The sequence below is a fragment of the Kitasatospora griseola genome (assembly GCF_014648555.1).
Lineage (GTDB): Bacteria > Actinomycetota > Actinomycetes > Streptomycetales > Streptomycetaceae > Kitasatospora > Kitasatospora griseola.
The window spans coordinates 369,179-392,705 of sequence record NZ_BMRI01000004.1 but is presented as its reverse complement, the minus strand read 5'-3'; the positions used below and the strand labels follow the sequence as shown (position 1 = coordinate 392,705).

At 73.0% G+C, this 23,527-nt stretch carries 21 protein-coding genes and 1 pseudogene; 13 read left to right on the top strand and 9 right to left on the bottom strand.

All coding sequences use genetic code 11. The annotated features are described in order from the left end of the window. A pseudogene (locus IEZ12_RS07835) lies at positions 1-746 on the top strand (cell division protein DivIVA); the annotation flags it as partial. 279 nt (positions 747-1,025) lie between these two features. Here the strand turns inward: IEZ12_RS07835 and ileS are convergent. After that, entirely contained in the window at positions 1,026-4,157 is a 3,132-nt protein-coding gene (gene ileS, locus IEZ12_RS07830) for an isoleucine--tRNA ligase (RefSeq protein ID WP_189271363.1), read from the bottom strand. Between the two features lie 586 nt (positions 4,158-4,743). Here ileS and IEZ12_RS07825 point away from each other — a divergent pair. The 4 genes from IEZ12_RS07825 to IEZ12_RS07810 all read left to right on the top strand — a co-directional run bounded on the left by IEZ12_RS07825 (position 4,744) and on the right by IEZ12_RS07810 (position 7,526). Next, positions 4,744-5,247 (top strand): TraR/DksA family transcriptional regulator, encoded by a 504-nt coding sequence (locus IEZ12_RS07825; RefSeq protein ID WP_229847327.1) that lies wholly within the window; start codon positions 4,744-4,746, stop codon positions 5,245-5,247. A gap of 124 nt (positions 5,248-5,371) precedes the next feature. Then, positions 5,372-6,073: a signal peptidase II gene (lspA, locus tag IEZ12_RS07820; RefSeq protein ID WP_083462459.1), complete on the top strand. Its 702-nt coding sequence runs from the start codon at positions 5,372-5,374 to the stop codon at positions 6,071-6,073. Between the two features lie 51 nt (positions 6,074-6,124). Beyond that, complete coding sequence (locus IEZ12_RS07815; protein WP_100587029.1) at positions 6,125-7,063, top strand: RluA family pseudouridine synthase; 939 nt, start codon at positions 6,125-6,127, stop codon at positions 7,061-7,063. A gap of 1 nt (position 7,064) precedes the next feature. Further along, positions 7,065-7,526 carry a GNAT family N-acetyltransferase gene (locus IEZ12_RS07810; RefSeq protein ID WP_189271362.1) on the top strand — a complete coding sequence of 154 codons (462 nt, stop codon included), beginning with the start codon at positions 7,065-7,067 and terminating at the stop codon, positions 7,524-7,526. A 74-nt stretch (positions 7,527-7,600) separates the two neighbouring features. Here IEZ12_RS07810 and IEZ12_RS07805 read toward each other — a convergent pair whose 3' ends face one another. The 4 genes from IEZ12_RS07805 to IEZ12_RS07790 form a co-directional block, all read right to left on the bottom strand. After that, entirely contained in the window at positions 7,601-8,425 is an 825-nt protein-coding gene (locus IEZ12_RS07805; RefSeq protein ID WP_189271361.1) for a hypothetical protein, read from the bottom strand. Positions 8,426-8,432: 7 nt separating this feature from the next. Further along, positions 8,433-9,842, bottom strand: a complete 1,410-nt coding sequence (locus IEZ12_RS07800) for a hypothetical protein (protein ID WP_189271360.1) — start codon at positions 9,840-9,842, stop codon at positions 8,433-8,435. Further along, a complete protein-coding gene (locus IEZ12_RS07795; RefSeq protein ID WP_043913470.1) occupies positions 9,824-10,144 on the bottom strand; it encodes a hypothetical protein in 321 nt (106 codons plus the stop codon). The genes IEZ12_RS07800 and IEZ12_RS07795 overlap by 19 nt, the downstream gene beginning before the upstream one ends. 177 nt (positions 10,145-10,321) lie before the next feature. Next, on the bottom strand, positions 10,322-11,332 hold the full coding sequence (locus tag IEZ12_RS07790; protein ID WP_229847325.1) for a mechanosensitive ion channel family protein: 1,011 nt from the start codon (positions 11,330-11,332) through the stop codon (positions 10,322-10,324). A gap of 205 nt (positions 11,333-11,537) precedes the next feature. On the opposite strand from IEZ12_RS07790, the gene IEZ12_RS07785 reads away from it, so the two are divergent. Beyond that, a complete protein-coding gene (locus IEZ12_RS07785; protein ID WP_189271358.1) occupies positions 11,538-14,255 on the top strand; it encodes an alpha/beta fold hydrolase in 2,718 nt (905 codons plus the stop codon). Then, the gene (locus tag IEZ12_RS07780; protein WP_189271357.1) at positions 14,252-15,106 is read left to right on the top strand and encodes an ABC transporter permease; all 855 of its coding nucleotides are present in this window, start codon (positions 14,252-14,254) and stop codon (positions 15,104-15,106) included. The genes IEZ12_RS07785 and IEZ12_RS07780 overlap by 4 nt, the downstream gene beginning before the upstream one ends. A gap of 7 nt (positions 15,107-15,113) precedes the next feature. Here the strand turns inward: IEZ12_RS07780 and IEZ12_RS07775 are convergent, their stop codons facing one another. From IEZ12_RS07775 to IEZ12_RS07765, 3 genes are all read right to left on the bottom strand, one after another. After that, complete coding sequence (locus tag IEZ12_RS07775; protein ID WP_189271356.1) at positions 15,114-15,509, bottom strand: DUF6924 domain-containing protein; 396 nt, start codon at positions 15,507-15,509, stop codon at positions 15,114-15,116. Further along, complete coding sequence (locus IEZ12_RS07770) at positions 15,506-16,060, bottom strand: hypothetical protein (RefSeq protein WP_189271355.1); 555 nt, start codon at positions 16,058-16,060, stop codon at positions 15,506-15,508. The genes IEZ12_RS07775 and IEZ12_RS07770 overlap by 4 nt, the downstream gene beginning before the upstream one ends. Before the next feature lie 67 nt (positions 16,061-16,127). After that, positions 16,128-17,993, bottom strand: a complete 1,866-nt coding sequence (locus tag IEZ12_RS07765) for a serine/threonine-protein kinase (protein WP_189271354.1) — start codon at positions 17,991-17,993, stop codon at positions 16,128-16,130. Positions 17,994-18,190: 197 nt separating this feature from the next. On the opposite strand from IEZ12_RS07765, the gene IEZ12_RS07760 reads away from it, so the two are divergent. Continuing rightward, on the top strand, positions 18,191-19,063 hold the full coding sequence (locus tag IEZ12_RS07760; RefSeq protein ID WP_229847324.1) for an MBL fold metallo-hydrolase: 873 nt from the start codon (positions 18,191-18,193) through the stop codon (positions 19,061-19,063). A gap of 12 nt (positions 19,064-19,075) precedes the next feature. Here the strand turns inward: IEZ12_RS07760 and IEZ12_RS07755 are convergent, their stop codons facing one another. Beyond that, positions 19,076-20,044, bottom strand: coding sequence for a serine protein kinase RIO (locus IEZ12_RS07755; protein ID WP_229847323.1), 969 nt, complete (start codon positions 20,042-20,044; stop codon positions 19,076-19,078). Between the two features lie 382 nt (positions 20,045-20,426). Between IEZ12_RS07755 and IEZ12_RS07750 the strand changes: the two genes are divergently transcribed. From IEZ12_RS07750 to IEZ12_RS07730, 5 genes are all read left to right on the top strand, one after another. Then, a complete protein-coding gene (locus IEZ12_RS07750; RefSeq protein ID WP_043913465.1) occupies positions 20,427-20,774 on the top strand; it encodes a PadR family transcriptional regulator in 348 nt (115 codons plus the stop codon). Then, the gene (locus IEZ12_RS07745) at positions 20,771-21,739 is read left to right on the top strand and encodes a hypothetical protein (protein WP_189271353.1); all 969 of its coding nucleotides are present in this window, start codon (positions 20,771-20,773) and stop codon (positions 21,737-21,739) included. The genes IEZ12_RS07750 and IEZ12_RS07745 overlap by 4 nt, the downstream gene beginning before the upstream one ends. A 490-nt stretch (positions 21,740-22,229) precedes the next feature. Beyond that, positions 22,230-22,655, top strand: coding sequence for a helix-turn-helix domain-containing protein (locus tag IEZ12_RS07740; protein WP_229847322.1), 426 nt, complete (start codon positions 22,230-22,232; stop codon positions 22,653-22,655). Continuing rightward, positions 22,652-23,014, top strand: coding sequence for a DUF4180 domain-containing protein (locus tag IEZ12_RS07735; protein ID WP_043913463.1), 363 nt, complete (start codon positions 22,652-22,654; stop codon positions 23,012-23,014). Before IEZ12_RS07740 ends, IEZ12_RS07735 begins: the two co-directional genes overlap by 4 nt. 137 nt (positions 23,015-23,151) lie before the next feature. Beyond that, complete coding sequence (locus IEZ12_RS07730) at positions 23,152-23,463, top strand: ArsR/SmtB family transcription factor (RefSeq protein WP_189271352.1); 312 nt, start codon at positions 23,152-23,154, stop codon at positions 23,461-23,463. The last annotated feature ends 64 nt before the right edge of the window (positions 23,464-23,527 follow it).

Sequence of the window (23,527 nt, the reverse complement as noted above, 5' to 3'; positions counted from 1 at the left end):
TGGGCGGCCAGCAGCAGCTGGTCCAGCCGATGGGCGGTCAGATGCTGCAGCCGATGGGCAACCCGATGCAGCAGCAGCAGGGCCCCGGAGGCGACAGCGCCGCCCGCGTCCTCGCGCTCGCCCAGCAGACCGCGGACCAGGCCATCTCCGAGGCCCGCTCCGAGGCCAACAAGATCGTCGGCGAGGCCCGCAGCCGCGCCGAGGGTCTGGAGCGCGACGCCCGCGCCAAGGCCGACGCGCTGGAGCGGGACGCGCAGGAGAAGCACCGCGTCGCGATGGGCTCCCTGGAGTCCGCCCGCGCCACGCTGGAGCGCAAGGTCGAGGACCTGCGCGCCTTCGAGCGCGAGTACCGCACCCGCCTGAAGTCCTACCTGGAGACCCAGCTGCGTCAGCTGGAGTCGCAGGCGGACGACTCGCTCGCCCCGCCGCGGATCCCCGCCACCGCGTCGCTGCCGCCGGCCGCGTCGTCGATGGCGCCCGCCGGTGCCGGCGCGATGTCCTCCTCGGCACCGTCGTTCGGCTCCACCCCGTCCTTCGGCGGCAACCAGTCCTTCGGTGGCAGCTCCTTCGGCAGCTCGGCCGGCACCCCGTCCTTCGGCGGCGCCTCCGCGAGCTCCAACGGGGCGATGGCGCCGGCGGGCATGACCCAGCCGATGGCGGCCGTGCGGCCGCAGCCCCCGCAGCCGATGCAGCAGGCCCCCGCTCCGATGCGAGGCTTCCTGATCGACGAGGACGGCGACAACTAGCGGTTCCGCAACGCGCACTTGAAAGGGCGCCCTTGGCCATGACGGCTGGGGGCGCCCTTCGCGTATGGGTTCGGGACGAGGGAGAGCACAACCGGGGGCGCGTGGGGGTACCTCCCGGCCCGCTAGGGCTGGGGGAGAACTGCGCGCAGCGGAAGGCACCGCACAGCAAGATCGCGCCGTGGGCATTTACTTGCCGTCACGACGCGATCTTGCGGTTGGTGCAGGGTTGCTCGCGCAGTTCCCCGCGCCCCTGGGTTCGCTCCTGCCGGAGGGCAGCGCTCAGGCCTTGCGGAGGGTGAACTCCAGGGCGAGGCCCTCGTCGGAGAAGCGGGGGGCGTCCGGGTCGGTGATGGTGAGGCCGAGGGATTCGGCCAGGACCTCGGCGGCCACCAGGGACTGGTGCTCGGTCAGGGCGGCGAGGGTGTCCTCGTCGGTGGTGGCGAGCTGGAGGTGGATGCGGTCGGCGACGTCGAGGCCGGAGTTCTTGCGGGCCTCCTGGATCTGCCGGATCGCGTCGCGGACCACGCCGAGCCGCTTGAGCTCGGGGGTGATCGCCAGGTCGAGGGCGACGGTCGCGCCGGACTCGTTGGCGACGGCCCAACCCTCGCGCGGGGTCTCGGTGATGACGACCTCGTCGGGGGAGAGCGCGACGGTCTCGCCGTTCAGTTCGACCGAGGTCTCGCCGGTGGCGCGGAGCTCCGCGGCGAGCTTCGCGGCGTCCGCGGCGGCGACGGCCTTGGCGACGTCCTGGACGCCCTTGCCGAAACGCTTGCCGAGGGCGCGGAAGTTGGCCTTGGCGGAGGTGTCGACCAGCGAGCCGCCCACCGTGGCGAGCGATTCGAGGACCGAGACGTTGAGTTCCTCGGCGATCTGGGCCCGCAGGTCGGCGGGGAGTTCTTCCCAGCCCTGGGCGGCGATCAGCGCGCGGGAGAGCGGCTGACGGGTCTTCACTCCGCTCTCGGCGCGGGTGGCGCGGCCGAGTTCGACCAGGCGGCGGACCAGCGCCATGTGCTTGGAGAGCTCGGCGTCGATGAGCGTCTCGTCGGCGACCGGCCAGCTGGAGAGGTGGACGGAGAGCGGGGCGTCCGGGGTGACCGGGACGACCAGGTCCTGCCAGACCCGCTCGGTGATGAACGGGGTGAGCGGGGCCATCAGGCGGGTGACGGTCTCCAGCGCCTCGTGCAGGGTGGCGAGTGCGGCGGCGTCGCCCTGCCAGAAGCGGCGGCGGCCGCGGCGGACGTACCAGTTGGAGAGGTCGTCGACGAAGCCGGACAGCAGCTTGCCGGCCCGCTGGGTGTCGTAGGCCTCGTAGGAGGCGTCCACCTCGCGCACCAGGGTGTGCAGTTCGGACAGCACCCAGCGGTCGAGCTGCGGGCGGTCGGCGGCGGCCGGGTCGTTCGCCGAGGGGGCCCAGCCGGCGGTGCGGGCGTACAGCGCCTGGAAGGCGACGGTGTTCCAGTAGGTGAGGAGGGTCTTGCGGACCACCTCCTGGATCGTGCCGTGGCCGACCCGGCGGGCCGACCAGGGGGAGCCGCCGGCGGCCATGAACCAGCGGACCGCGTCGGCGCCGTGCTGGTCCATCAGCGGGATCGGCTGGAGGATGTTGCCCAGGTGCTTGGACATCTTGCGGCCGTCCTCGGCCAGGATGTGGCCCAGGCAGACGACGTTCTCGTAGGAGTTCTTGTCGAACACCAGGGTGCCGACGGCCATCAGGGTGTAGAACCAGCCGCGGGTCTGGTCGATCGCCTCGGAGATGAACTGCGCCGGGTAGCGCTGCTCGAACAGCTCCTTGTTGCGGTACGGGTAGCCGTACTGCGCGAACGGCATGGAGCCCGAGTCGTACCAGGCGTCGATCACCTCGGGCACCCGGACCGCGGTGGTGGAGCACTGCGGGCAGGCGAAGGTGACCTCGTCGATGAACGGGCGGTGCGGGTCCAGCTCCGACTGGTCGGTGCCGGTCAGCTCGGAGAGCTGGGCGAGCGAGCCGACGCAGGTCAGGTGGTCGTCCTCGCAGCGCCAGATCGGCAGCGGGGTGCCCCAGTAGCGGTTGCGGGACAGCGCCCAGTCGATGTTGTTGTTCAGCCAGTCGCCGAAGCGGCCGTGCTTGACCGTCTCCGGGTACCAGTTGGTGGCCTCGTTCTCGCGGATCATCGCGTCCTTGACGGCGGTGGTCCGGATGTACCAGGACGGCTGCGCGTAGTACAGCAGCGCGGTGTGGCAGCGCCAGCAGTGCGGGTAGCTGTGCTCGTACGGGAGGTGACGGAACAGCAGGTCGCGGGCCAACAGGTCGGCGACCAGGGTCTCGTCGGCCTTCTTGAAGAACACGCCGCCGACCAGCGGCACCTCGGGGGAGAAGGTGCCGTCGGTCTCCACCGGGTTGACCACCGGGAGGCCGTAGCGGCGGCAGGTCGCGAGGTCGTCGGAGCCGAAGGCGGGCGACTGGTGGACGATGCCGGTGCCGTCCTCGGTGGTGACGTACTCGGCCGTCAGGACGTAGTGGGCGTCCGGGATCTCGACCAGCTCGAACGGGCGCTGGTAGGCCCAGCGCTCCATCTCGGCGCCGGTGAAGGACTCGCCGGTGGTCTCCCAGCCCTCGCCGAGGGCCTTGGCGACCAGCGGCTCGGCGACCACCAGGCGCTCGTTGCCGTCGGTGGCGACCACGTAGGTCACCTCGGGGTGGACGGCCGCGGCGGTGTTGGAGACCAGGGTCCACGGGGTGGTGGTCCACACCAGCAGGGCGGCGGTGCCGGCCAGCGGGCCGGAGGTGAGCGGGAAGCGCACGTAGACCGACGGGTCGACCACGGTCTCGTAGCCCTGGGCCAGCTCGTGGTCGGACAGGCCGGTGCCGCAGCGCGGGCACCACGGGGCGACGCGGTGGTCCTGGACCAGCAGGCCCTTGTCGAAGATCTGCTGGAGCGACCACCAGACCGACTCGATGTACGAGGGGTCCATGGTGCGGTAGGCCTGGTCGAGGTCGACCCAGTAGCCCATCCGCTCGGTGAGCTCGGCGAAGGCGTCGGTGTGCCGGGTGACCGAATCGCGGCACTTGGCGTTGAACTCGGCGATGCCGTACTTCTCGATGTCCGGCTTGCCGGAGAAGCCCAGCTCCTTCTCCACCGCGAGCTCCACCGGCAGGCCGTGGCAGTCCCAGCCGGCCTTGCGGGCCACGTGGTAGCCCTTCATGGTGCGGAAGCGCGGGAAGACGTCCTTGAAGACGCGGGCCTCGATGTGGTGCGCGCCCGGCATGCCGTTGGCGGTCGGCGGGCCCTCGTAGAACACCCATTCGGGGCGGCCCTGGGACTGCTCCAGGCTGCGCTGGAAGACCTTCTGGTCCTGCCAGAAGGAGAGGATCTGGTGCTCCAGCGCGGGCAGGTCGACCTGCGCGGGAACGGCGTTGTAGGTGGGCGACATGGGGTGCGTCAACCTCCGGCGGATGCGTGGACTGGCTCCGACGGAGGGACGAGACGGCGAGCCGCCCCGCGGTACCACCCTCCTTGACCGCGCGCGCTGCGGCCCTCTCTTTGGGTTTGCTGCCGGGTCTAGTAGGCCGTTGAACTGGCCGTTCTTCCGGCGGCTCGGGGGTGATCTTCCCGCCGTGCACACCCCCGGGCTCGCACCGTCCCCGGGTCGCTCATGGCTGCGTAACGTCGGTACTCGTCCCGTCTGCGCCTTGCACGGCCCAGTGTATCGGCCCTCGCAAGCCGTTTCGCGCACCCGCGAGCCGGGCCCCGGGCGGTTAGCCGGAGGCGTTCTGGGCACAACTTCGGGCAGCGTCGACACCGACGGAGGCTGCGCGGGTGGGATCGGAGAAACGCTTCGGTATGTCCCGTTGTGGGGCGATTCGATGAGGTTTATCGTTCCGGGACCGGCAAGATCGTCGGGAACCGACGCTTCTGATCATTCGTGAATGAGGTCGAAAGCCATGGCTGAGAAGGCGACAGGAACCGTGACCACGAGGTCGCGCAAGGCCGTGGCGAGCGACCCAGGGGAGGGGACCGTGAGTACTGCGCGGCGAAAGACCGGCACCACCGGACACACCGGGGCCAGCAGCCGCTCGCACGTGCCGGCCGGCTCCGGCGCGCGCGGCGGCGCCGAGTCGGTCGACCCGGCGGAGCTGCCGGTCCGGCCCGGCGAAGAGCCGTGGACGGCCGCCGAGGTCGCCGAACTGCACGACGAACTGGCGTCCGACCTGCTCCGGCTGCGCTCCGAGATCGAGGCCTCCGAGGCCGCCATCGCCGGCCTGATGCGGGACTCCAACGACGGCGCGGGCGACGACCAGGTCGACGCCGGCACCAAGAACATCAACCGGGAGAGCGAGCTGTCGCTCGCCAACAACGCGCGCGACTCGCTCGCCCAGACCGAACGCGCGCTGGCCCGCCTCGAAGGCGCCGGATTCGGCCTGTGCGAGTCCTGCGGCAAGCCCGTCGGCAAGGCCCGCCTGCAGGCGTTCCCCCGGGCCACCCTCTGCGTCAGCTGCAAGGCGAAGCAGGAGCGCCGCTGACCGCGGCCCACGCCCCGGCCGTCCTGCGCGCCGTACATTGTCGTACAGGGCGGCCAACGGGGCGACGGGTGTCGTACTCTCGTCCCCGTAACGTCGACCGGCTTTTCCCACGGCAGCGGAGCGGATCATCAGCACTCCAGGTTCCCACCAGACCCAGGACGACGCCGTCCCCAGCGCCCCCTCCACCGGGGCGGGTGACCGGGTGAGCCCCGCCGCGCCCGGGGAGCGCCGGGCCGAGGGCGGCGCCACCGCCGCCGACGGGGGCCGTGCCGCGGTCCGCCGCCGCCGGATCAGCGTGCTGCTGAGCGTCGCGCTGCTCGCCTACCTGATCGACCTCGGCTCCAAGCTGCTGGTGGTCGCCCACCTGGAGGACCGCACCGCGCCGATCCGGGTGATCGGCGACTGGATGACCCTCCAGGTGATCCGCAACGGCGGCGCCGCGTTCGGCATGGGCGAGGCGCTGACCGTGCTGTTCACCGCCATCGCCACCGGCGTCATCGTGGTGATCTGGCGGATCGCCCGCCGCCTGTACAGCCTGCCCTGGGCGATCGCCCTCGGCCTGCTGCTCGGCGGGGCGCTCGGCAACCTCACCGACCGGCTGTTCCGCTCCCCGTCCGTGTTCCGCGGCCACGTGGTCGACTTCATCTCGGTCCAGCACTTCGCGGTCTTCAACCTCGCCGACTCGGCGATCGTCTGCGGCGGCATCCTGGTCGTCCTGCTCTCCTTCCGCGGCTCCAACCCGGACGGCACCACGCACGGCGCCCCCGCCGCCAAGACCGAGGAGCGGTCGACGGACGACGGCGAGGACGGGCCGTCCAAGGCCTGACGGGCCCACTGGCGGGAAGGGGGCGGGTCCGGGTCGGGCATACTCGGGTGGGTGAGTATCGCAGCGCAGACCCGTAGCCTCCCCGTACCCGACGGCCTGGAGGGCGAGCGGCTGGACGCCGCCCTGGCCCGGATGTTCGGGTTCTCCCGCACCAAGGCCGCCGAGCTCGCCGCCGAGGGCAAGGTCACCCTGGACGGCGCGGTCGCCGGGAAGTCGGACCGGGTCACCGCCGGATCCTGGCTGGAGGTCGAGATCCCCGCCCCCGCGGCGCCGGTGCAGATCGTCGCCGAAGCCGTCGAGGGCATGCGGATCATCCACGACGACGACCACGTGGTCGTCATCGACAAGCCGGTCGGCGTCGCCGCGCACCCCAGCCCCGGCTGGACCGGCCCCACCGTCATCGGCGGCCTCGCCGCCGCCGGCTACCGGATCTCCACCTCCGGCGCCGCCGAGCGCCAGGGCGTCGTGCACCGCCTGGACGTCGGCACCTCCGGGATCATGGTGGTCGCCAAGTCCGAGCGCGCCTACACCGACCTGAAGCGGCAGTTCCACGACCGGGTCACCGAGAAGAAGTACAATGCGCTGGTCCAGGGCCACCCCGACCCGCTGTCCGGCACCGTGGACGCGCCGATCGGCCGCCACCCCAGCAGCGACTGGAAGTGGGCGGTGACCCGGGACGGCAAGCCGTCCGTCACCCACTACGACCTGATCGAGGCCTACCGCGCCGCCTCGCTGCTGGACATCAAGCTGGAGACCGGCCGCACCCACCAGATCCGGGTCCACATGTCGGCGCTGCGCCACCCCTGCGTCGGCGACCTCACCTACGGCGCGGACCCGACGCTCGCCAAGCGGCTCGGCCTGACCCGGCAGTGGCTGCACGCCGTCTCGCTCGGCTTCGAGCACCCCGAGGACGGGCGCTGGGTGGAGTTCACCTCCGCCTACCCCGAGGACCTGCAGCACGCGCTGGACGTCATCGCGGCGGAGAGCTGAGATGGCCGTCGTCATCCGGGTCGCCGACAGCGAGGACGACCTGGCCGCCGTGTGGGCGGTGCGGCGCGCGGTGTTCGTCGAGGAGCAGGAGATCCCCGCCGAGCTGGAGTACGACGAGTACGACGCCACCTCGGCGCACCTGCTGGCGGTCGGCGAGGACGGCGCCCCGCTCGGCACCGCGCGGCTGATCTCGGGCGCCGAGGCGCTCACTCTCACCGGCGGCATCGCCGGCCGGGTGCTGCTCGGCCGGCTCGCCGTGGTCCCGGCCGCGCGCGGCACCGGCCTGGGCGTCCGGCTGGTCCGGGCCGTCGAGGAGCTGGGCCGCGAGCACGGCGCGACGGAGCTCGAACTGCACGCGCAGGTACAGGCGCTGGGCTTCTACGAGCGGCTCGGCTACGCGGCCCATGGGCCCGAGTACGACGACGCGGGGATTCCGCACCGCACCATGACGCGAGTGCTGTAGCGCGCTCGGGCGAGCAGCGCTCTCGGGCGGACGAGGGGCCGCGGTCGGGATTCCGGCCGCGGCCCCTCGCGCGTTCAGCCGCCGTCGTAGGAGACGACGACCCCGCCGAGGTCCCGCGCGACCCGGTCGGCGAGCCCGTAGTCGCACAGGTTGACCGACCAGTTCGCGCCCGCGGCGAGGTATCCGGGAATGCCGGGACCGGAGAGCGCCCCGCGCAGGGACCGGTCGCGCCCGGCATCGCTGCCGAAGACCCGCAGGCTCGCGCAGTTCGGCCCGTGGCCGACCCGGCTTCCGGTCCGGCAGGCCAGCGAGCCGCCGGGTTCCGTCTTCCGGTCCTCGCAGCCGACGGAGGCGTCGAGGGCCGCGGCGAGCTGCGCGACGCTGTCGTAGCGGGGCGACGTCGGGATCACGGGCAGCGGGCGGGCGGGAGCGCTCGGCCCGTCGCCGGGGAGCACCGCACCGCCGAGGATCTGCGCGATCCGCGGCGCGTAGGTGGGGTCGACGACGTTGATGCTCCAGTTCCCGGCGGCGACGAAGGTCTGGTGGTACGCGGTGCGCCCGGCCGCGATGGCGTTGCCGATGTCGTCGCGGGTGAACTGCTCGGGGTTGTACACGTCGACGACGTACTCGAAGGTGTCGCCGTCGACGGTCGTCGTGCAGTCGGTGCTCGATCCCCCGGGGAGGCTGCTGTGCAGGGTGACCAGGCAGGGGACGCCCGCCCGTTCGAGGGCGCCGACGAGCGCGCCGGCGTCGGGGAACTGCGGCACGGTCGGCACGTTCGAGGGCATGGGCACGCGGGGCGGCCGTCCGTCGTCGCCGCCGCAGGAGACCAGGCCGGAAGCCAGGCAGGCGGCGGACAGCACGGCGGCGAGCGCACGGGCGGGGCGGGGACGGCGCATCGCTCGCTCAGCCCGCCGGCGGGGTGGGGGCGGGGCCGGGGCTCGGCGCCGGGGTCGGCAGGACGCCCGGGACCGGCGGGACCGGCGGGCGGAGCAGGCCGGGCTGCGCCGGTGCGGTGCCGCGGGCGCGGGTGCTCACGCCCGGCCCGGCGTACACCGGGTTCAGCTCGACGGCGGTGTCGGACGGGGTGCGGGACGCGAGGTCGTCCAGGGCCCGGCGGCGCTCGGCCTCCGGGAGGCTGTTCCAGGCGTCCGCGTCGCGCAGGGACTGCTGCAGGGCGTCCCAGCTGTCGGACCGGTCCTTGATGGCCGCGCCGCGGTGCGAACCGTCGTCGCCGTACTGGATGTTGGCGCGGCGGACCTGCTCGGTGTCGGCGGCGTAGAGCAGGAAGAGCTGCTTGTCCGAGGTGGCGCCGTCCGGCGTCCGCCGGAGCCGTTTCAGGTGGTGGGCGCTCAGCCGGACGTCCTCGGCGGGGTGTTCCTCGATGTACTCCGCCAGCCGGGCGTCGCTGAGCCCGACGAGGTTCGGGAAGCCGGCCGGGTCGGCGTCGATCACGCTTCGGGCGGTGGCGAGCTTGATGTGGGTGATGCCGAGGGACTTGTCGGGCTTCAGGCTGTCCGCCGCGGCCCGGTCGGACCTCCGCCCGAGGGCGGTCAACGGACCGTCCAGGCCGGGCTCCTCGTTCTGGTACCACTGCTGCTCCTGCCACATCACGGCGAGCAGCAGGTCGGTGCTGATGCCGGTCTCGGCGGACGCCCGGCGGGCCGCGTCGATCAGCTCGGGCGGGACGTTGATCCGGTGCGGGCCGTCGTGGGTGCTCTGCAGGCGCAGGGCGACGGCGAGGGCGCTGTTGCCGTCGTGGTCGAGAGCGGCCCGGACGGTGCCGGAACTCTCGATCCCGGACAGCTGGGCCAGGGTGCGGAGTTCGTCGGTCGCGCCGATGTCCGCGGCGGTGGCGTCGTGCAGGGCCGCCGTGATCAGGGCCTGGGCCTGGTGGATCCGCTCGCCGAGGGCGGCTTCCTTCACCGGGTCGACGGGACCGGGGTCGCGGTGCACGCTGCCGTCCTGACCGACGTTCAGCCGGTGGTCGCGGGCGAAGTCGAGTGCGCCGTGCAGGGTGCGCTGGGCGGCCGCCATCGACGTGGCGAGCCGGTCGTAGACCTTGGCGAGGTCGCGCATCGACAGGGCGGCGGAGTCGTAGGACTCCGCGTGCCGGGCGAAACGGGCGCGGGCCGAATCGCCGGTCGGACTGGTCCAGGCGCCGGCGAGGGTCCGGTTCACCTCGTCGCGGGCGACCGAGGCGAGGTGCTCGCAGTGCCTGGCCGTGGTGAGGGCGTCGTCGCAGGCCTGCTGCCAGAGCCCGGGCTGGGCGTGGTCCAGGTCGTCGAGGGTCAGCATCAGGCCCCCCGCAGCCACTGCGCGTCATCCGAGAGGGCGACGGCCGTCGCGCCGTCCGTGTTGACGTAGGCATTCGCGGAGGCACGGAGCGCGTCGGCCGCGGCCTCGACCTCGTCCGCCTCCCGGTGCAGGCGGTCCCGCCAGGCCGCGACGCAGCGGGTGCTGGCGTCGGCCGCCTGCCAGCCGCGATGCGCGCCGCCGGCGGTCCGGGCGTCGTCCAGCAGGAACCCGCGGCGGCTGTCCGAGGCGGACTCCCGCATCAGGACGGCGGCGCGGTGGACGCCGTCCGGGTCGATGGCGATATCGGCTTGCCAAGTCATCTCCCCATGGTGACGCTTCGTGGAGTCGGCGTGACCGTGGGTGTCCTGGTCGTGGTTCCACGGAACGGGCGAGGCGTGGACCTTTTCGAGGTTCCACGCGCCTCCTGGCCCGGAAGGGCCGGCACCCGCCGGGAGAAGAGCATGTCCGCACGCCGCCACCCTCGCCGTCCGGCGGCTTTAGGTCGTGCGGACGCGGGGGAGGGCGTCCGGGTGGTGGTCCCTCAGGTAGGCGATCAGGTGTTCGCGGGTGGCGAGCTTGAGGGCGGCGGTGGCGTCCGGGTCGCGGGCGGTCATCATGGCGCGGACCACGATGGTGGACGGCGTGGTGTCGGTGACGGTGAGGGACCACTCCTCGCCGTCCCACAGGTCGGTGCCGGTCAGGAAGCGCTCCAGTTCCGCGCGCAGGGCGTCGATCGGGGTGCGGTGGTCCAGGTGCAGCAGCACCCAGGCGAGCAGGCCCGGGTCGCGGCGGGTCCAGTTCTCGAACGGCTTGGAGACGAAGTACGAGACCGGGACCACCAGGCGGCGGTAGTCCCACAGCCGCAGCACCAGATAGGAGAGGGTGATCTCCTCGACCGTGCCCTGCTGACCCTCCAGCACCACCGTGTCGCCGATCCGGACGGTGTCGCTGAACGCGATCTGCAGGCCCGCGAAGAAGTTGCCGAGCGCGGACTGGGCGGCGATGCCCGCCACGATGCCGATCAGGCCTGCGGAGGCGAGCAGGCTGGCGCCCACCGTGCGCATCGCGTCGAAGGTCAGCAGGAGCGCGCCGACCGTCACCACCCAGATCACCGCCGCGCCGACCCGACGGACCAGACCGAGCTGGGTCCGCACGCGCTGGACCCGGGACGCGTCCTCGGTGATCGTCTCGTAGCGGCTGAAGACCGCCTCCAGGACGGCGGCCAGGACCCTGACGGTGAGCCAGCCGAGAGACGCGATCAGTGCGAGCAGGACGGTGTGGAGGACGACGCTGTCCTCGCTGGGGAAGATCCGGCGGATCGGGTGGGACACGAGCAGCAGCGCGGCCAGCAGCGTCAGCTGGAGGGGGATGCGGCAGCGACGCAGGGACTCCCAGACCGGGGCGTCCGGGTGGCGGGCGGCCAGACGCTGGAGGGTCTGGTCGACCAGCCAGCCGACGAAGAGGGTGGCGAGGATCGCGGTGAGGAGGCTGGCGAGAGGCCATAGCACGGGGGCACCTCGGGGAGGGTGGGGGATTTGCACCATATCGTGCGGATTATGGGGGATTGAGGTTTTTGCGCCCACCCGCCCGCCCGTGGCCCACCAGCGAAGGGAGGTGCCCCCCGCGCCTCTGAACGGCTGCCCGCCTGCTCGCGCTCGTCTCCCCCCGGCTGTTAACGAAGTGCCTACTCGGGGCGTGGTTAGGATCGCGGGTATGGGGTTCGCTGAGGCATGGCGCGGGTGGGTGATGCGTCGGCGGGTGGTGGTGGCCGGGGGCGCGGTGGTGGCGTTGCTGGTGGGGGGTGGTGCGGTGGTCGCGGTGGCGGGGGAGCCGGCCGCGGTGCATCGGGAGGACCGGTTCCTGGAGGTGTCGGAGGGGGTTCGGATCGACACCTCGTTCTTCACGGGGAGCGGGTCGGGGCGGCGTCCGGCGATTCTGCTGGCGCACGGTTTCGGCGGGTCGAAGGAGAGCGAGCGGCAGCGGGCCGAGGAGTTGGCCCGGGCCGGGTACGCGGTGTTGACGTGGTCGGCACGCGGGTTCGGGCAGTCGTCCGGGCAGATCGGGTTGAACCAGCCGGAGCGTGAGGTCGCGGATGTGTCGCGGCTGGTGGACTGGCTGGCGCAGCGCCCCGAGGTGCAGTTGGACGGGGAGGGCGATCCGCGGGTCGGGGTGACGGGCGCGTCGTACGGCGGGGCGGTGTCGCTGCTGGCGGCCGGGTACGACAGGCGGATCGATGCGATCGCGCCGCAGATCACCTGGTGGAACCTGGCGGATGCGCTGTTCCCGCAGGCGGCGCAGGGGAGTTCGGCCGCCGACGGGGTGTTCAAGAAGCTGTGGGCGGGGATCTTCTTCACCACCGGTTCGGCGTCGGGGCTGGGCGGTGGGTCGCCGGTGCGGGCCGAGGGCCCGGTGGGGTGCGGGCGGTTCCGGGACGAGCTGTGCGCGATGTACAACCGGGTGGCGGCGGCCGGGCGGCCGGACGCGGACGCGGTGAAGGTCCTGGAGCAGTCGAGCCCGTCCGCGGTGGCGGATCGGATCAAGGTGCCGACGCTGGTGATCCAGGGTCAGCAGGACTCGCTGTTCCCGCTCGACCAGGGCGATCGGATCGCGAAGGCGGTGGCCGCGAACGGCGCGCCGGTGGCGGTGGACTGGTTCGGCGCGGGGCACGACGGCGGGCAGGAGAGCAGTACCCGCTCGGACGCCAGGGTGACGGCCTGGTTCGATCACTACTTGAAGGGCGAGGGCGCCTCGACCGGCCCCGCGTTCCGGGTGACGCGCACCGGCGGCGTCGATTCGACGGGATTCCAGGCGGTGCTGCGCGGCGCGGACGCCGACAGCTACCCCGGATTGGGCGGGACGGCGCAGCGCAGTGTGGAGCTGACGGGCCGTGAGCAGCAGGTGGCGAACCCGCCCGGCGGTGCGCCGCCGAACATTTCGACGTTGCCGGGGATCGGGGCGCTGTCCCAGCTGTCCTCGGTGGGGGCGGGTCTGTCGATCGACTTCCCCGGCCAGTTCGCGTCCTTCGACTCCGCGCCGCTGGGCAGCGCGCTGCATCTGACGGGTGCGCCGACGGTGTCGGTCCAGGTGGCGGCGGACGTGCCGGAGGCGGTGCTGTTCGCGAAGGTGTACGACGTCGCGCCGGACGGGAAGCAGACGCTGCCGCAGCAGTTGGTCGCCCCGCTGCGGGTGACCGGCGCGGACGCGGCGGGCGGGCGGACGGTGCAGGTGACGCTGCCGGCCGTGGACCACGAGTTCCCGGCCGGGCACCGGCTGCGGCTGGTGCTGGCGTCCACCGACCTGGCGTACGCCTCGCCCGCGCAGGCCGCCACGTACCGGCTGGCCGCGGCCGGGCCGTTGAGCGTGCCGACGGTGGACCAGTTGCACACCGAGGCCGCGCCGCTGCCGAACCGGACCTGGGTGCTGCCGCTGGTGGCGGTGGCGATCGGCGCGCTGCTGCTGTTCGCGCGCCGGCGGCGGGCGGCGACGCCGGCGCCGGACCCGGAGCTGGCCGGGGTGCCGTTGCAGATCACCGGGCTGTCGAAGAAGTACAAGGGCTCGGTGGACCGGTACGCGGTACGGGAGTTGTCGTTCCGGGTGGAGGCCGGGCAGGTGCTCGGACTGCTCGGTCCGAACGGCGCCGGCAAGACCACCACACTGCGGATGCTGATGGGGCTGATCCGCCCCGACGAGGGCGAGATCCGGGTGTTCGGGCAGGCGATCCGGCCGGGTGCGCCGGTGCTGTCCCGGGTCGGGGCGTTCGTCGAGGGCGCGGGTTTCCTGCCGCACCTGAGCGGGCGGGCCAACCTGGAGTCGTACTGGGCGGCCACCGGGCGGCCGGTGGAGGACGCGCACTTCGCGGAGGCGCTGGAGATCGCCGGCCTCGGCGAGGCGCTGGAGCGCGCGGTGCGCACGTACTCGCAGGGCATGCGGCAGCGGCTGGCGATCGCGCAGGCCATGCTGGGCCTGCCCGACCTGCTGATCCTGGACGAGCCGACCAACGGTCTCGACCCGCCGCAGATCCGCGAGATGCGGGAGGTGATGGTCCGTTACGCCGCCGCCGGGCGCACCGTCATCGTCTCCAGCCACCTGCTCGCCGAGGTCGAGCAGTCCTGCACCCACCTGGTGGTGATGGAGCGCGGCCGACTGGTGGTGGCCGGGCCGACCGCCGGGATCACCGGCGCGGGCGAGCAGTTGCTGGTGAGCGTCGAGGACGGCTTCGTCGAGGCGGAGGCGGTCGCGGAGAAGCTGGCCGCGCTGGACGGCGTGGAGTCGGTGCAGGCGGTGGACGGCGGGCTGCTGGTCGGGCTGGACGGCCTGCCGGTGAGCCGGCTGACCGCCGAACTGGTGCGCCTGGGCGTGCCGGTGGCGGGCATCGGCCCGCAGCGACGGCTGGAGGACGCCTTCCTGTCCCTGATCCGAGGAGCGGCATGAGTACGGTGATGGACACGGCGGCCCCCGGGTACCGGCCGGGGCGGACGCTGCCGTTGCGGGTCGAGGCGATGCGGCAGCTGCGGCGCCGCCGCACGCTGGTGATCGGCGGGGTGCTGGCGCTGCTGCCGTTCGTCGTGCTGGCGGCGTTCCAGATCGGCGGCACGCCGGGCCGGGAGAACCGCACCACGTTCATCGAGCTGGCCACCGCGTCCGGCGCGAACTTCGCGACCACGCTGCTGTTCATGGGCACCGGGTTCCTGCTGGTGATCCCGGTGGCGCTGTTCTGCGGCGACACCGTGGCGTCCGAGGCGAGTTGGTCCTCGCTGCGCTACCTGCTGGCGGCGCCGGTGCCGCGGGCCCGGCTGCTGGCGCGGAAGTTCACCGTGGCGATGGTCTTCTCGGCCGCGGCGGTCGTGCTGCTGCCCGCCGTCGGCCTGGTGGTCGGCACCGCCGCGTACGGCTGGGGTGACCTGAAGCTCCCGACCGGGGCGACCCTCTCCGCGACCGAGGCGCTGCCCCGGCTGGCGCTCGCGGTGCTGTACGTCTTCCTGGCCGAAGTCGTGGTCGGCGCACTGGCGTTCTGGATCTCCACGGCGACGGACGCCCCACTGGGCGCGGTGGGCGGCGCGGTGTTCGCGTCGATCATCACCGGTGTGCTGGACGCCGTCACGGCGCTCGGCTCGCTGCGCGAGTGGTTTCCCGCGCACTGGCAGTACGCCTGGGCGGACGCGCTGCAGCCGCAGTTGGAGTGGGGCGGGATGGTGCAGGGCGTGGTGCTCTCGCTGTCGTACGCGGTGGTGCTGCTGGCGCTGGCGTTCCGCGGCTTCGCGACCAAGGACGTGGTGTCCTGACGGGCGCTCAGAAGCCGCGGAAGACTCCGTCGGGGCCGGCGGAGCGGACGAAGTCGACGAAGTCCAGGTTGGCGATCGACAGGTTGTTCTCGATGCCCCACAGTGCGGCGGCGGCCACTCGGACGGTCGGGGTCGCCGGGTCGCGCAGGTGGGCGGCCAGGAGTGGGAGTTCGGGGTCGGCGAGGGTGCGCCGGTCGGCGACGACCAGCAACGGGTGGCTGTAGTGCGGTGGCAGCCGGGCCGTCAGGTCGGTGACGGCCAGGCCGGCGAAGGCGGGGTCGTCGACCGGGACGACGACGGGCAGGAAGCCCTCCCCGGTCGGGGTGGCCATCACTTCGCACAGGCGCCGCCAGGCCGCGGGATCGGCGAAGTCGGTGCGCACCACCAGGGCGCCGGTGGTCATCGGGTGCCGTCGCGGAGCAGCAGCAGGTCGAGGGAGTGCGCGTGGGCGTGCGAGGCCCAGGTAGGGAGGTGCTCGGTGAGGAACCAGGCGGCGTCCTCAAGGTCGTCGTCCTCCAGGTTGGCCGTGGGGTGCTCGGGGAGCGACTCGGGGTCGAGGGCGGCGAGGTCGGCCAGCACGGCGCGGAGCGTGGCGTGCGGGGTGAGGGTCGGACAGGGCCAGGGCCGGTCGTCGGTGGCGCCGTCCGGCCAGGGCCAGCGGCGGGACCAGAGTTCGGCGAGCGCGGGCAGGCCCAAGGTGCGGAAGACGCCGGTGAGTTCGTCCCAGTGGCGGCCCGCGAGGACGGCCTCGCCCAGCGGGGTGCCGAGGGTGCCCGCCAGGGCGGGCAGCAGGGCGGTGTAGCGGGAGTCCGCGTCGGCCCGCAGGCGGCCGGAGAGCAGCTCGGTGAGGGCGGCGGACCGCGGGACGCCGAGCAGCCCCGTCCCGCCCGAGCCGGGCAGGCGCAGCAGCAGTGCGGCGTCCACCGCGAACGCGGCGACGTACTGTTCGGCCATGCCTGGCACTCTTCCCCAAAGGTGTGACAACTCCGGTGCGGCGCGCGGGAGTCGGGTCGGGATCGGGTCAGGAGAAACGGAAGAGCTGGGACTTGTCGCCCGGGGAGCAGGTGGTGACGGTGAGGGTGTTGCCGGAGCCGCTGTCGGTGAGGCAACTCTGGATTCCGTAGCCGAACTTGAGCTGGAAGGTGCCGGAACCGGCGTCGACGACGTTCCAGTTGGTCAGGTCGCCGTAGGAGCCGGAGCCGGCCAGTTCGGCGATGTTGGGGCTGCCGGCGTAGCGGCCGCCGAGGACGACGCCGCTGCCGCTCTTGCAGGCGGTGAACGTGGTCTGGCCGGTGCCGTCGGTGGTCTTGATCCAGCCGTAGGAGGTGTTGCGGCCCGACACCACCGGGACGCCCGCCGTCAGCGCGTCCGAGCCGAGGCCGGCGGCCTGCCCGGTGCCGACGTCGACCAGCCGTCCCCAGCCGCTGCCGCCGCAGCCGGAGGCCGGGCCGCCGCCCGCGGGGGGCTTCGGGGTGGTGGGGGCGGGCGGGTTCGGGGTGGAGCCGCCACCACCGCCGTTGTTCGAGCCGCCGCCACTGGTGGAGCCGCCGTTGGTGGAGCCCCCGTTGTTGGCGCCTCCCGAGCCGCCGCCCGTGTTCCCGCCGGTGTTGGTGTTCGAGGAACCGCCGCCGGAACCGTTGTCGGCACCCGCACCCGCACCCGCACCCGCACCTGCACCTGAACCAGCACCCGGGTCGGGCGTGCCGCCGGGCGGGACGGGGCTGCCGGCCGGGTCGGCGGACGGCGGGGCGGAGGACTGCGGCTGGGCGGCGCTGCCCTGGGCAGTGCCCGACGGGGATCCGATCGGGCCGGAACCGCTCTGGCTGCCAGGGGAGTTGGCGCTGGTGCTGGACTCCGGGCGGTGCTGCCAGGGCAGCAGCTGGAGCTGGTGGGCGGTCACCCCGCCGCCGGTGACCAGTACCAGCGGAAGGACCAGGGGCACCAGCCACCGTCGGCCGGGGCGTTCGGCCTGCCGGGGCACGGTGGGGGCGTCCGGGGCGGCGACGGCGGGCGGGGTCTCGTCCGGTCCGGCGAGGGCGACGACGGCGCCCAGCCCGGCGGGGGTGGACATCGCCTGCCGGGCGGCGACGGCCATCGCCGCGGCGTCCGGGTAGCGCTCGCCGGGCTCCTTGGCCAGCGACTTGGCGACCACCGCGCGCACCGGCGCGGGCACCGACTCCGGCAGCTCCGGCACCGGCTCGCGGACGTGCTTGAGCACCACTTCCAGCGGGGTCCCGCCGGTGAACGGCGGCTTCCCGGCGAGGAGTTCGTACAGCACCACGCCGACCGAGTACAGGTCGGAGACGGCCGAGGCGTCCTTGCCCTCGGCGCGTTCCGGGGCCATGTACAGGGCGGTGCCGATCACCGCGTGGGCGGTGGTGATCCGGGTGTCGGCCAGCGTCCGGGCGATGCCGAAGTCGGTGACGGTGACCCGGCCGTCCTGGTCGATCATCAGGTTGGACGGCTTGATGTCGCGGTGCACGATGCCCTGCAGGTGCGCGGCGTGCAGGGCGTCCAGCATCTGCGCCGCGATGTCCAGCGCCCGGTCGGGCGGGAAGCTGCCGCGGCCCTTGGCCCGGTCCAGCGGGCGGCCGGTCAGCAGCTCCATCACGATGTACGCGATCTTCGCGGACGGGTCGGAGGCGTCCTCGCCGTAGTCGTGGATGTGCACCACGCCGCGGTGGTTCATCGCCGCCAGCACGGTCGCCTCGCGGCGGAACCGGGCCGCGAAGACCTCGTCCTCCATCAGCGCCGGAAGCACGATCTTCACCGCGACCTGACGGCCCAGCACCTGGTCGTCCGCCCGCCAGACCTCGCCCATGGCACCGCTGCCGAGCCGCTCGGTGAGGGCGTAGCGGCCCCCGAGCACCGTCCCCCGACCCCACATGTCCCGTTTCCCCCGAGCATGGTGTACGACCTGTCAACAAGAAGAGTCTGGCTGCTCGGCCACCCGATGGGAAGGCCGGGCCCCTCTTCGCGCGGCGACTCTACACGCCGTCCGGGCACGTCCGTTCGAGTGGATCGTTGGTACTGACGTACGGTCAAGTGGCTGGCCGTGCAGGAGAGATCCGGAGGAACCGCGCAGTGGCGATCGACTTCACCACCGGACGGCCCGAGGCGCGGCCGCTGGACGTCAGCTGGCACCACGGCTCACCGTCGGCCAAGCACAACACCGACCCCGACCTGCAGGTGTACGCGTACGACGAGCACACCGTGATCCTGCGGCAGAACATGGCCGTCAACTACGAAGCGCCGTTCCTGTACCTGCTGTTCGGCAACGAGCGGGCCGTGCTGATCGACACCGGGGCCACCGCCGAGGCCGAGTACCTGCCGCTGCGGCGGACGGTGGACGAGCTGATCGACGGCTGGCTGGCGCGCAACCCGCGGGAGGACTACCGGCTGCTGGTGGTGCACACCCACGCGCACGGCGACCACGTCGCCGGGGACGGGCAGTTCGCGGACCGGCCGGCGACGGAGCTGGTGCCGGCCGGAAAGGACAGCGCCTGGCCGTGGTTCGGCTTCGACGCCGACCCGGAGGCCGTCGCCCGGATCGACCTCGGCGGGCGGGTGCTGGAGTGCCTGGCCACCCCCGGCCACCACGCCGCCTCGGTCACCTACTACGACCCGTGGAGCGGATTCCTGCTCACCGGCGACACCGTCTACCCCGGCCGGCTCTACATCGAGGACTGGGCCGCGTTCGGCCACAGCATCGACCGGATGATCGACCTGGCCGAACGGCGGCCCGTCACCCACGTGCTCGGCTGCCACATCGAGATGTCGGTCCGGCCCGGCCTCGACTACCCGATCCGCTACACCTACCAGCCGTACGAGGCCCCGCTGGAACTCACCGTGGCGCACCTGTACGAGATCCGCGGGGCGCTCGGCGCGACGGCCGCGCACGGCGGAGAACCGCGGCGCATCACGCTGCCGCGGTTCATCCTCTGGCCGAGCGACTGAGCCGGCGCCCGGTCAGCCGCGCAGCCTGGCGTCCTCGGCGAGCGACGCCACCAGGGCCTCCACCTGCTCGGGCGGCAGGCCCCGGGAGACGAACCAGGCGCCGACGTTGCGCACGTCCCGCTCCAGGAAGGAGCGGCCGCGCGGGTTCGCCACCACGTCCACGATCTGCGGGACGTCGATGATCACCAGGCGGCCGTGGTGCACCAGGATGTTGTACGCCGAGAGGTCGCCGTGCGCGTAGCCGTCGTACGCCAGCAGGGAGAGGCTGCGGCCCAGCTGCTCCCAGAGGTCGTCGATATCGGCCTCCTCGGCGCGCAGTTGGGCCAGCCGCGGGGCGGCCGTGCCGGCCTCGTCGCCGATGAACTCCATCAGGATCTCGGTGCCGGTGATCTGCACCGGGTACGGCACGGCGACCCCCGCCGACCACAGGCGGCACAGCGCCGTGAACTCGGCGGCCGCCCACTGGCCGGCGATCGCCTCCTTGCCGAACGCGGTGCGCTTGGCCATCGCCCGGCTGACCCGGGACTCCTTGTGCTGGCGGCCCTCCAGGTAGCCCGAATCGCGGTGGAACATGCGGTGCTGGGCATCGCGGTAGCGCTTGGCCGCCATCAGGGTGCGGCGCTCGGTGCCCGGGACACTGCGCTCCAGCAGGAAGACGTCCGCCTCCTTGCCGGTCTTCACGATGCCGAACTCGGTGTCGACGGCCGCGAGTTCGGTGATCACCCAATCGGGGCGCGGCTGCGGGCCCTTCTCGGTCGGGGTGGACTGGTCCCACGTCGACCAGCGGTCGCCCACGGGCGGGCCGTCGGTGACCGGGGGGGTCTCGCCCTCCGAGTCGTCGAACTCGTCGTGGTCCTCGGAGGGGAAGTACAGGTACTCGGGCTCGGCGTCGTCGAAACGGTCGGCCTTGCGGCCACGACGGGAAGCGCCCTTGGGGCGGATACGGGAGAAGGAATCGCTGTCGGCAAAGCGCTCGCGCACTGCGGTGGCTCCTGAGGAGTGGCCCACCGGGGCGCGGTACGACGCGCTGTCAGCCGGTGGGGAGAAGACGAGGGGAGGAGGCGTATGGCGCGCAGGCGAAAGCGCGCCGCGTCACGGCGGCAACCATCCTGGCCACACCTCCTCACTCGTCTCACCACCCGCGCATGGGTGCTTGCGGGCGGACTCGGACCACCTTAGTCAGTGCACCGGTGGATGCAAACGGTTTTTTCGCGGAGCCGGAAGGACGGGGGGAACGGGGCGCGAGGGCCGGGGAAGCGTCGCGCGGGGCCGGGGTCGGGGCCGGGGTCGGGCTCGGGCTCGGGCTCGGAGGGTGCATAGCTAAACCATCGACATATCTAAATGGTTGACCTATCGTTGCGGCATGACAGACCGTCAACTGACCGAGCCGACCAGGCTCGTGCTCACCGCGCTCGCCGACGAGCCCCGGCACGGGTACGCGATCCTCCAGGAAGTCCTGGCGATCACCGGCGGCCGGACGAAGATGCTCACCGGCACCCTCTACACGGCACTGGACCGGCTGCTCCAGCAGGGGCTCGTCCAGGTCGAGGGCGAAGAGGTCGTGAACGGGCGGCTGCGCCGCAGCTTCGCCCTCACCGACCAGGGCCGCCACACCCTGACCGAGGAGACCCGGCGGCTGCGGGCCGGTGCGGCCGAGGCCGAACGGCGGCTCGCCCTCGGCGGGTTGCGACCGAGCGGGGGAATGGCATGACCCATTCGCCCACCTCCGGAGCCGGGCTGCTGCACCGCCTCTACCCGGCCGGGTACCGGGCCGCGCACGGCGAGGAGATCGTCGCCGTCTTCGCCGAATCGGTCCGGCGCGCCGACCGCCGCACCGCCGTCCGCGAGTGGGCCGTCCTCGCCGCGCACGCGCTGCGGCTGCGCACCCGGCTCAGCTCCCGCGACCCCGCGGGCCGGGTCCTGGCCGCCGCCGCGCCGTTCCTGCTGGCCGGCGGGGCCGCCCTGGGCGTGCTCCACCTGCTGACCGACCTGATCCTGCCGGGCGCCCACTACGGCTTCGAGCCCTCCTGGGCGGCGGACGGCGTCCAGGGAGCGCCGTGGGTGCTCGCCCTGCTGTGCGCCGCGCTCGGTCGCTGGACTCCGGCCCGGGCGCTCGTCCTGGTGGCCGTGGTGGCGGCGCAGTTCCGTCCGGAGCCGGCGGCCATGTCGTCCGTCCACCTGGTCCAACTCTGGGCCTTGATGGGCGTGTTGGTGCTGCTCGCGCCGCCCGACGCGGTCGACCTCTCCCGGCGGGGCCGCAACCGGGCGGTGGCCGCCGCGATCGCCGTCGCCCTGCCGATGTGCGCTGTCGACGCCCTGTGGATCGGCTACTGGGGCGAGGACTCCCTCGCCGTCCAGTTCCCGCCCGCTCAGCAGCTCCCGCTCGACGCCCTCGCCGCCTGGCCGGCGGTCGTGATGGCCGTCGCCTACGCCCTGCGCCTCGCCGACCCCGCCACCGGCCGCCTGCGGGCCGCCGGCGTCGCCCTGGCCGCCCTGCCGTGGGCCGCGATGACCGCCGCGCCCCTCTATCGCAACACGCCCCTCGACGCCCAGGAACTGCTCGGCAACGCCGCCGTCGTCCTCGCCCTGCTGGTCGTCGCCACCGCCGTCGGCCTGCTCCGCCGCAACCGCCTCGCCGGCGCGGCCCGACCGGAGGCGTCCGACCCGCTGCGCTGACCGCGCCTGCGCCGGCCGGCAGTTGAGAGGCCCCGTCGATCCCTGGAGGCCAGGGCGGCGGGGCCTCGTTCGTGTCGAGTCGAAAACGGGGTGAGCGGGGGCGGTTGCGGCTGCAAAGCTGCTGGGCCTCGTCATCCCCATGGACGGCTTCCACGTCGGTGCGTCCGTGCAGGCGCTGACGGCGGCGGAGGCGCAGCGCGTGGTTGCCGCGTTCCCGGACGGGGTGGTCGGTTCGGCCGATCCGAGCAGCGCCGTGTCCAACGACGAGGTGCGGGCCATAGCGGCGGCGAGGGATCCGCGAGTGGCGGAGGTGCTTCCGGTCGAGCTCCACCTGGAGAACCGGCCGGTCGGGCGACGAGGACCGCGCCGAGTGGCCGGCGCAGCAGGTCGGGCTGCGGCCGGTGGGACCGGTGGAGTTGGGCTGGTAGCAGAGTGCGCCGTATTCTTCCCTTCAGGTCGCGAAATGGGGAACGATAGGGAAGGGTGCGGCGTGCAGGAGTTCTACTCCGTCGAGGATGTGGCCGAGCTGTTGGGGCTGCACGTGAAGACCGTCCGGGGCTATGTCCGGGACGGGAAGCTGAAGGCCGTGCGGATCGGGAAGCAGTACCGGATCGCGCGGGCGGAGGTGGAGGCGTTCACCGGGGGAGGCGCGGTCGCCGACTCCGCGGGTCCTTCGCGGGCGGAGGTGTCCGCGGTGGTGCAGGTGGACGGGGTGGGGCGGGCGGAGGGGGACCGGCTGGTGACGGCGGTGCTCGCGGCGGCGGGGGCCTGGTCGTCGGGGGAGTCGCGGCCGCTGTGGGTGCAGGCGGTGCGGGACGAGGCGCGGAGCGGTTTGCGGTTCGTGGTGCTGGGGCCGCCGCGGCGGGTGGGGGACGTGCTCGGGTTGATCGACGATCTGACGGGAGAGGTGCGGTGACGGCGGTTCAGGAGCTGGGCGGGGTCCAGGTGCTGGTGTGCGCGGCGGAGGGCGAGCCGGTCGCGGGCGAGCAGGACGCGGTGGACCTGCTGGGGAACGCGTACTACCTGGGGGCGTCCTGGGTGGCGGTGCCGGTGGAGCGGTTCGGGGCGGAGTTCTTCCGGCTGCGCAGCGGGGTCGCGGGCGGGGTGGTGCAGAAGTTCGCGCAGTACCGGATGGGTCTCGCGGTGGTGGGCGACGTCGCGCCGCACGTGGAACGGTCGGACGCGCTGCGGGACTTCGTGCGGGAGAGCAACCGCGGGCTGCAGCTGTGGTTCGTCGCCGACCTGGAGGAGCTGGCGGGGCGGTTCACCGGGTAGGTCGACGGGTCGACGGGTCGGCGGGGGAGGCGTGGGGGGAGGCGATGTGCGGCGCGCCTCCCCCCGCGCATTTGACACGATTCCAAAAATCGCAAAAAGTAGATGCGACATCGGCGGAGCGAGTCGAAGGGCGCATCGTGGACCAACTGGCCATGTACAAGGCGTTGGCCAACCCGGCGCGCCTGCAGATCCTCCAGTGGCTGAAGAACCCGGCCGAGCACTTCGACGAGAGTGCCTACCGCGAGCAGGGCCTGGGGTTCCACGTCGGCGTCTGCGTCGGTGACATCCAGGCGCGGTCCGGCCTCTCCCAGTCCGTGGTGTCCAGCTACCTGCAGGCGATGAAGGAGGCCGGCCTGCTGGAGTCCGAGCGGATCGGCAAGTGGACGTACTACCGGCGCAACGAACGGATGATCCAGGCGCTCGCCGCCCATGTCCGCAACGAACTCTGACCTCCTGCCCCAAGCGCGACGAGGCGGCCCGCTCCACCGGTGAGCGGGCTGCTCGCCGTCCCGC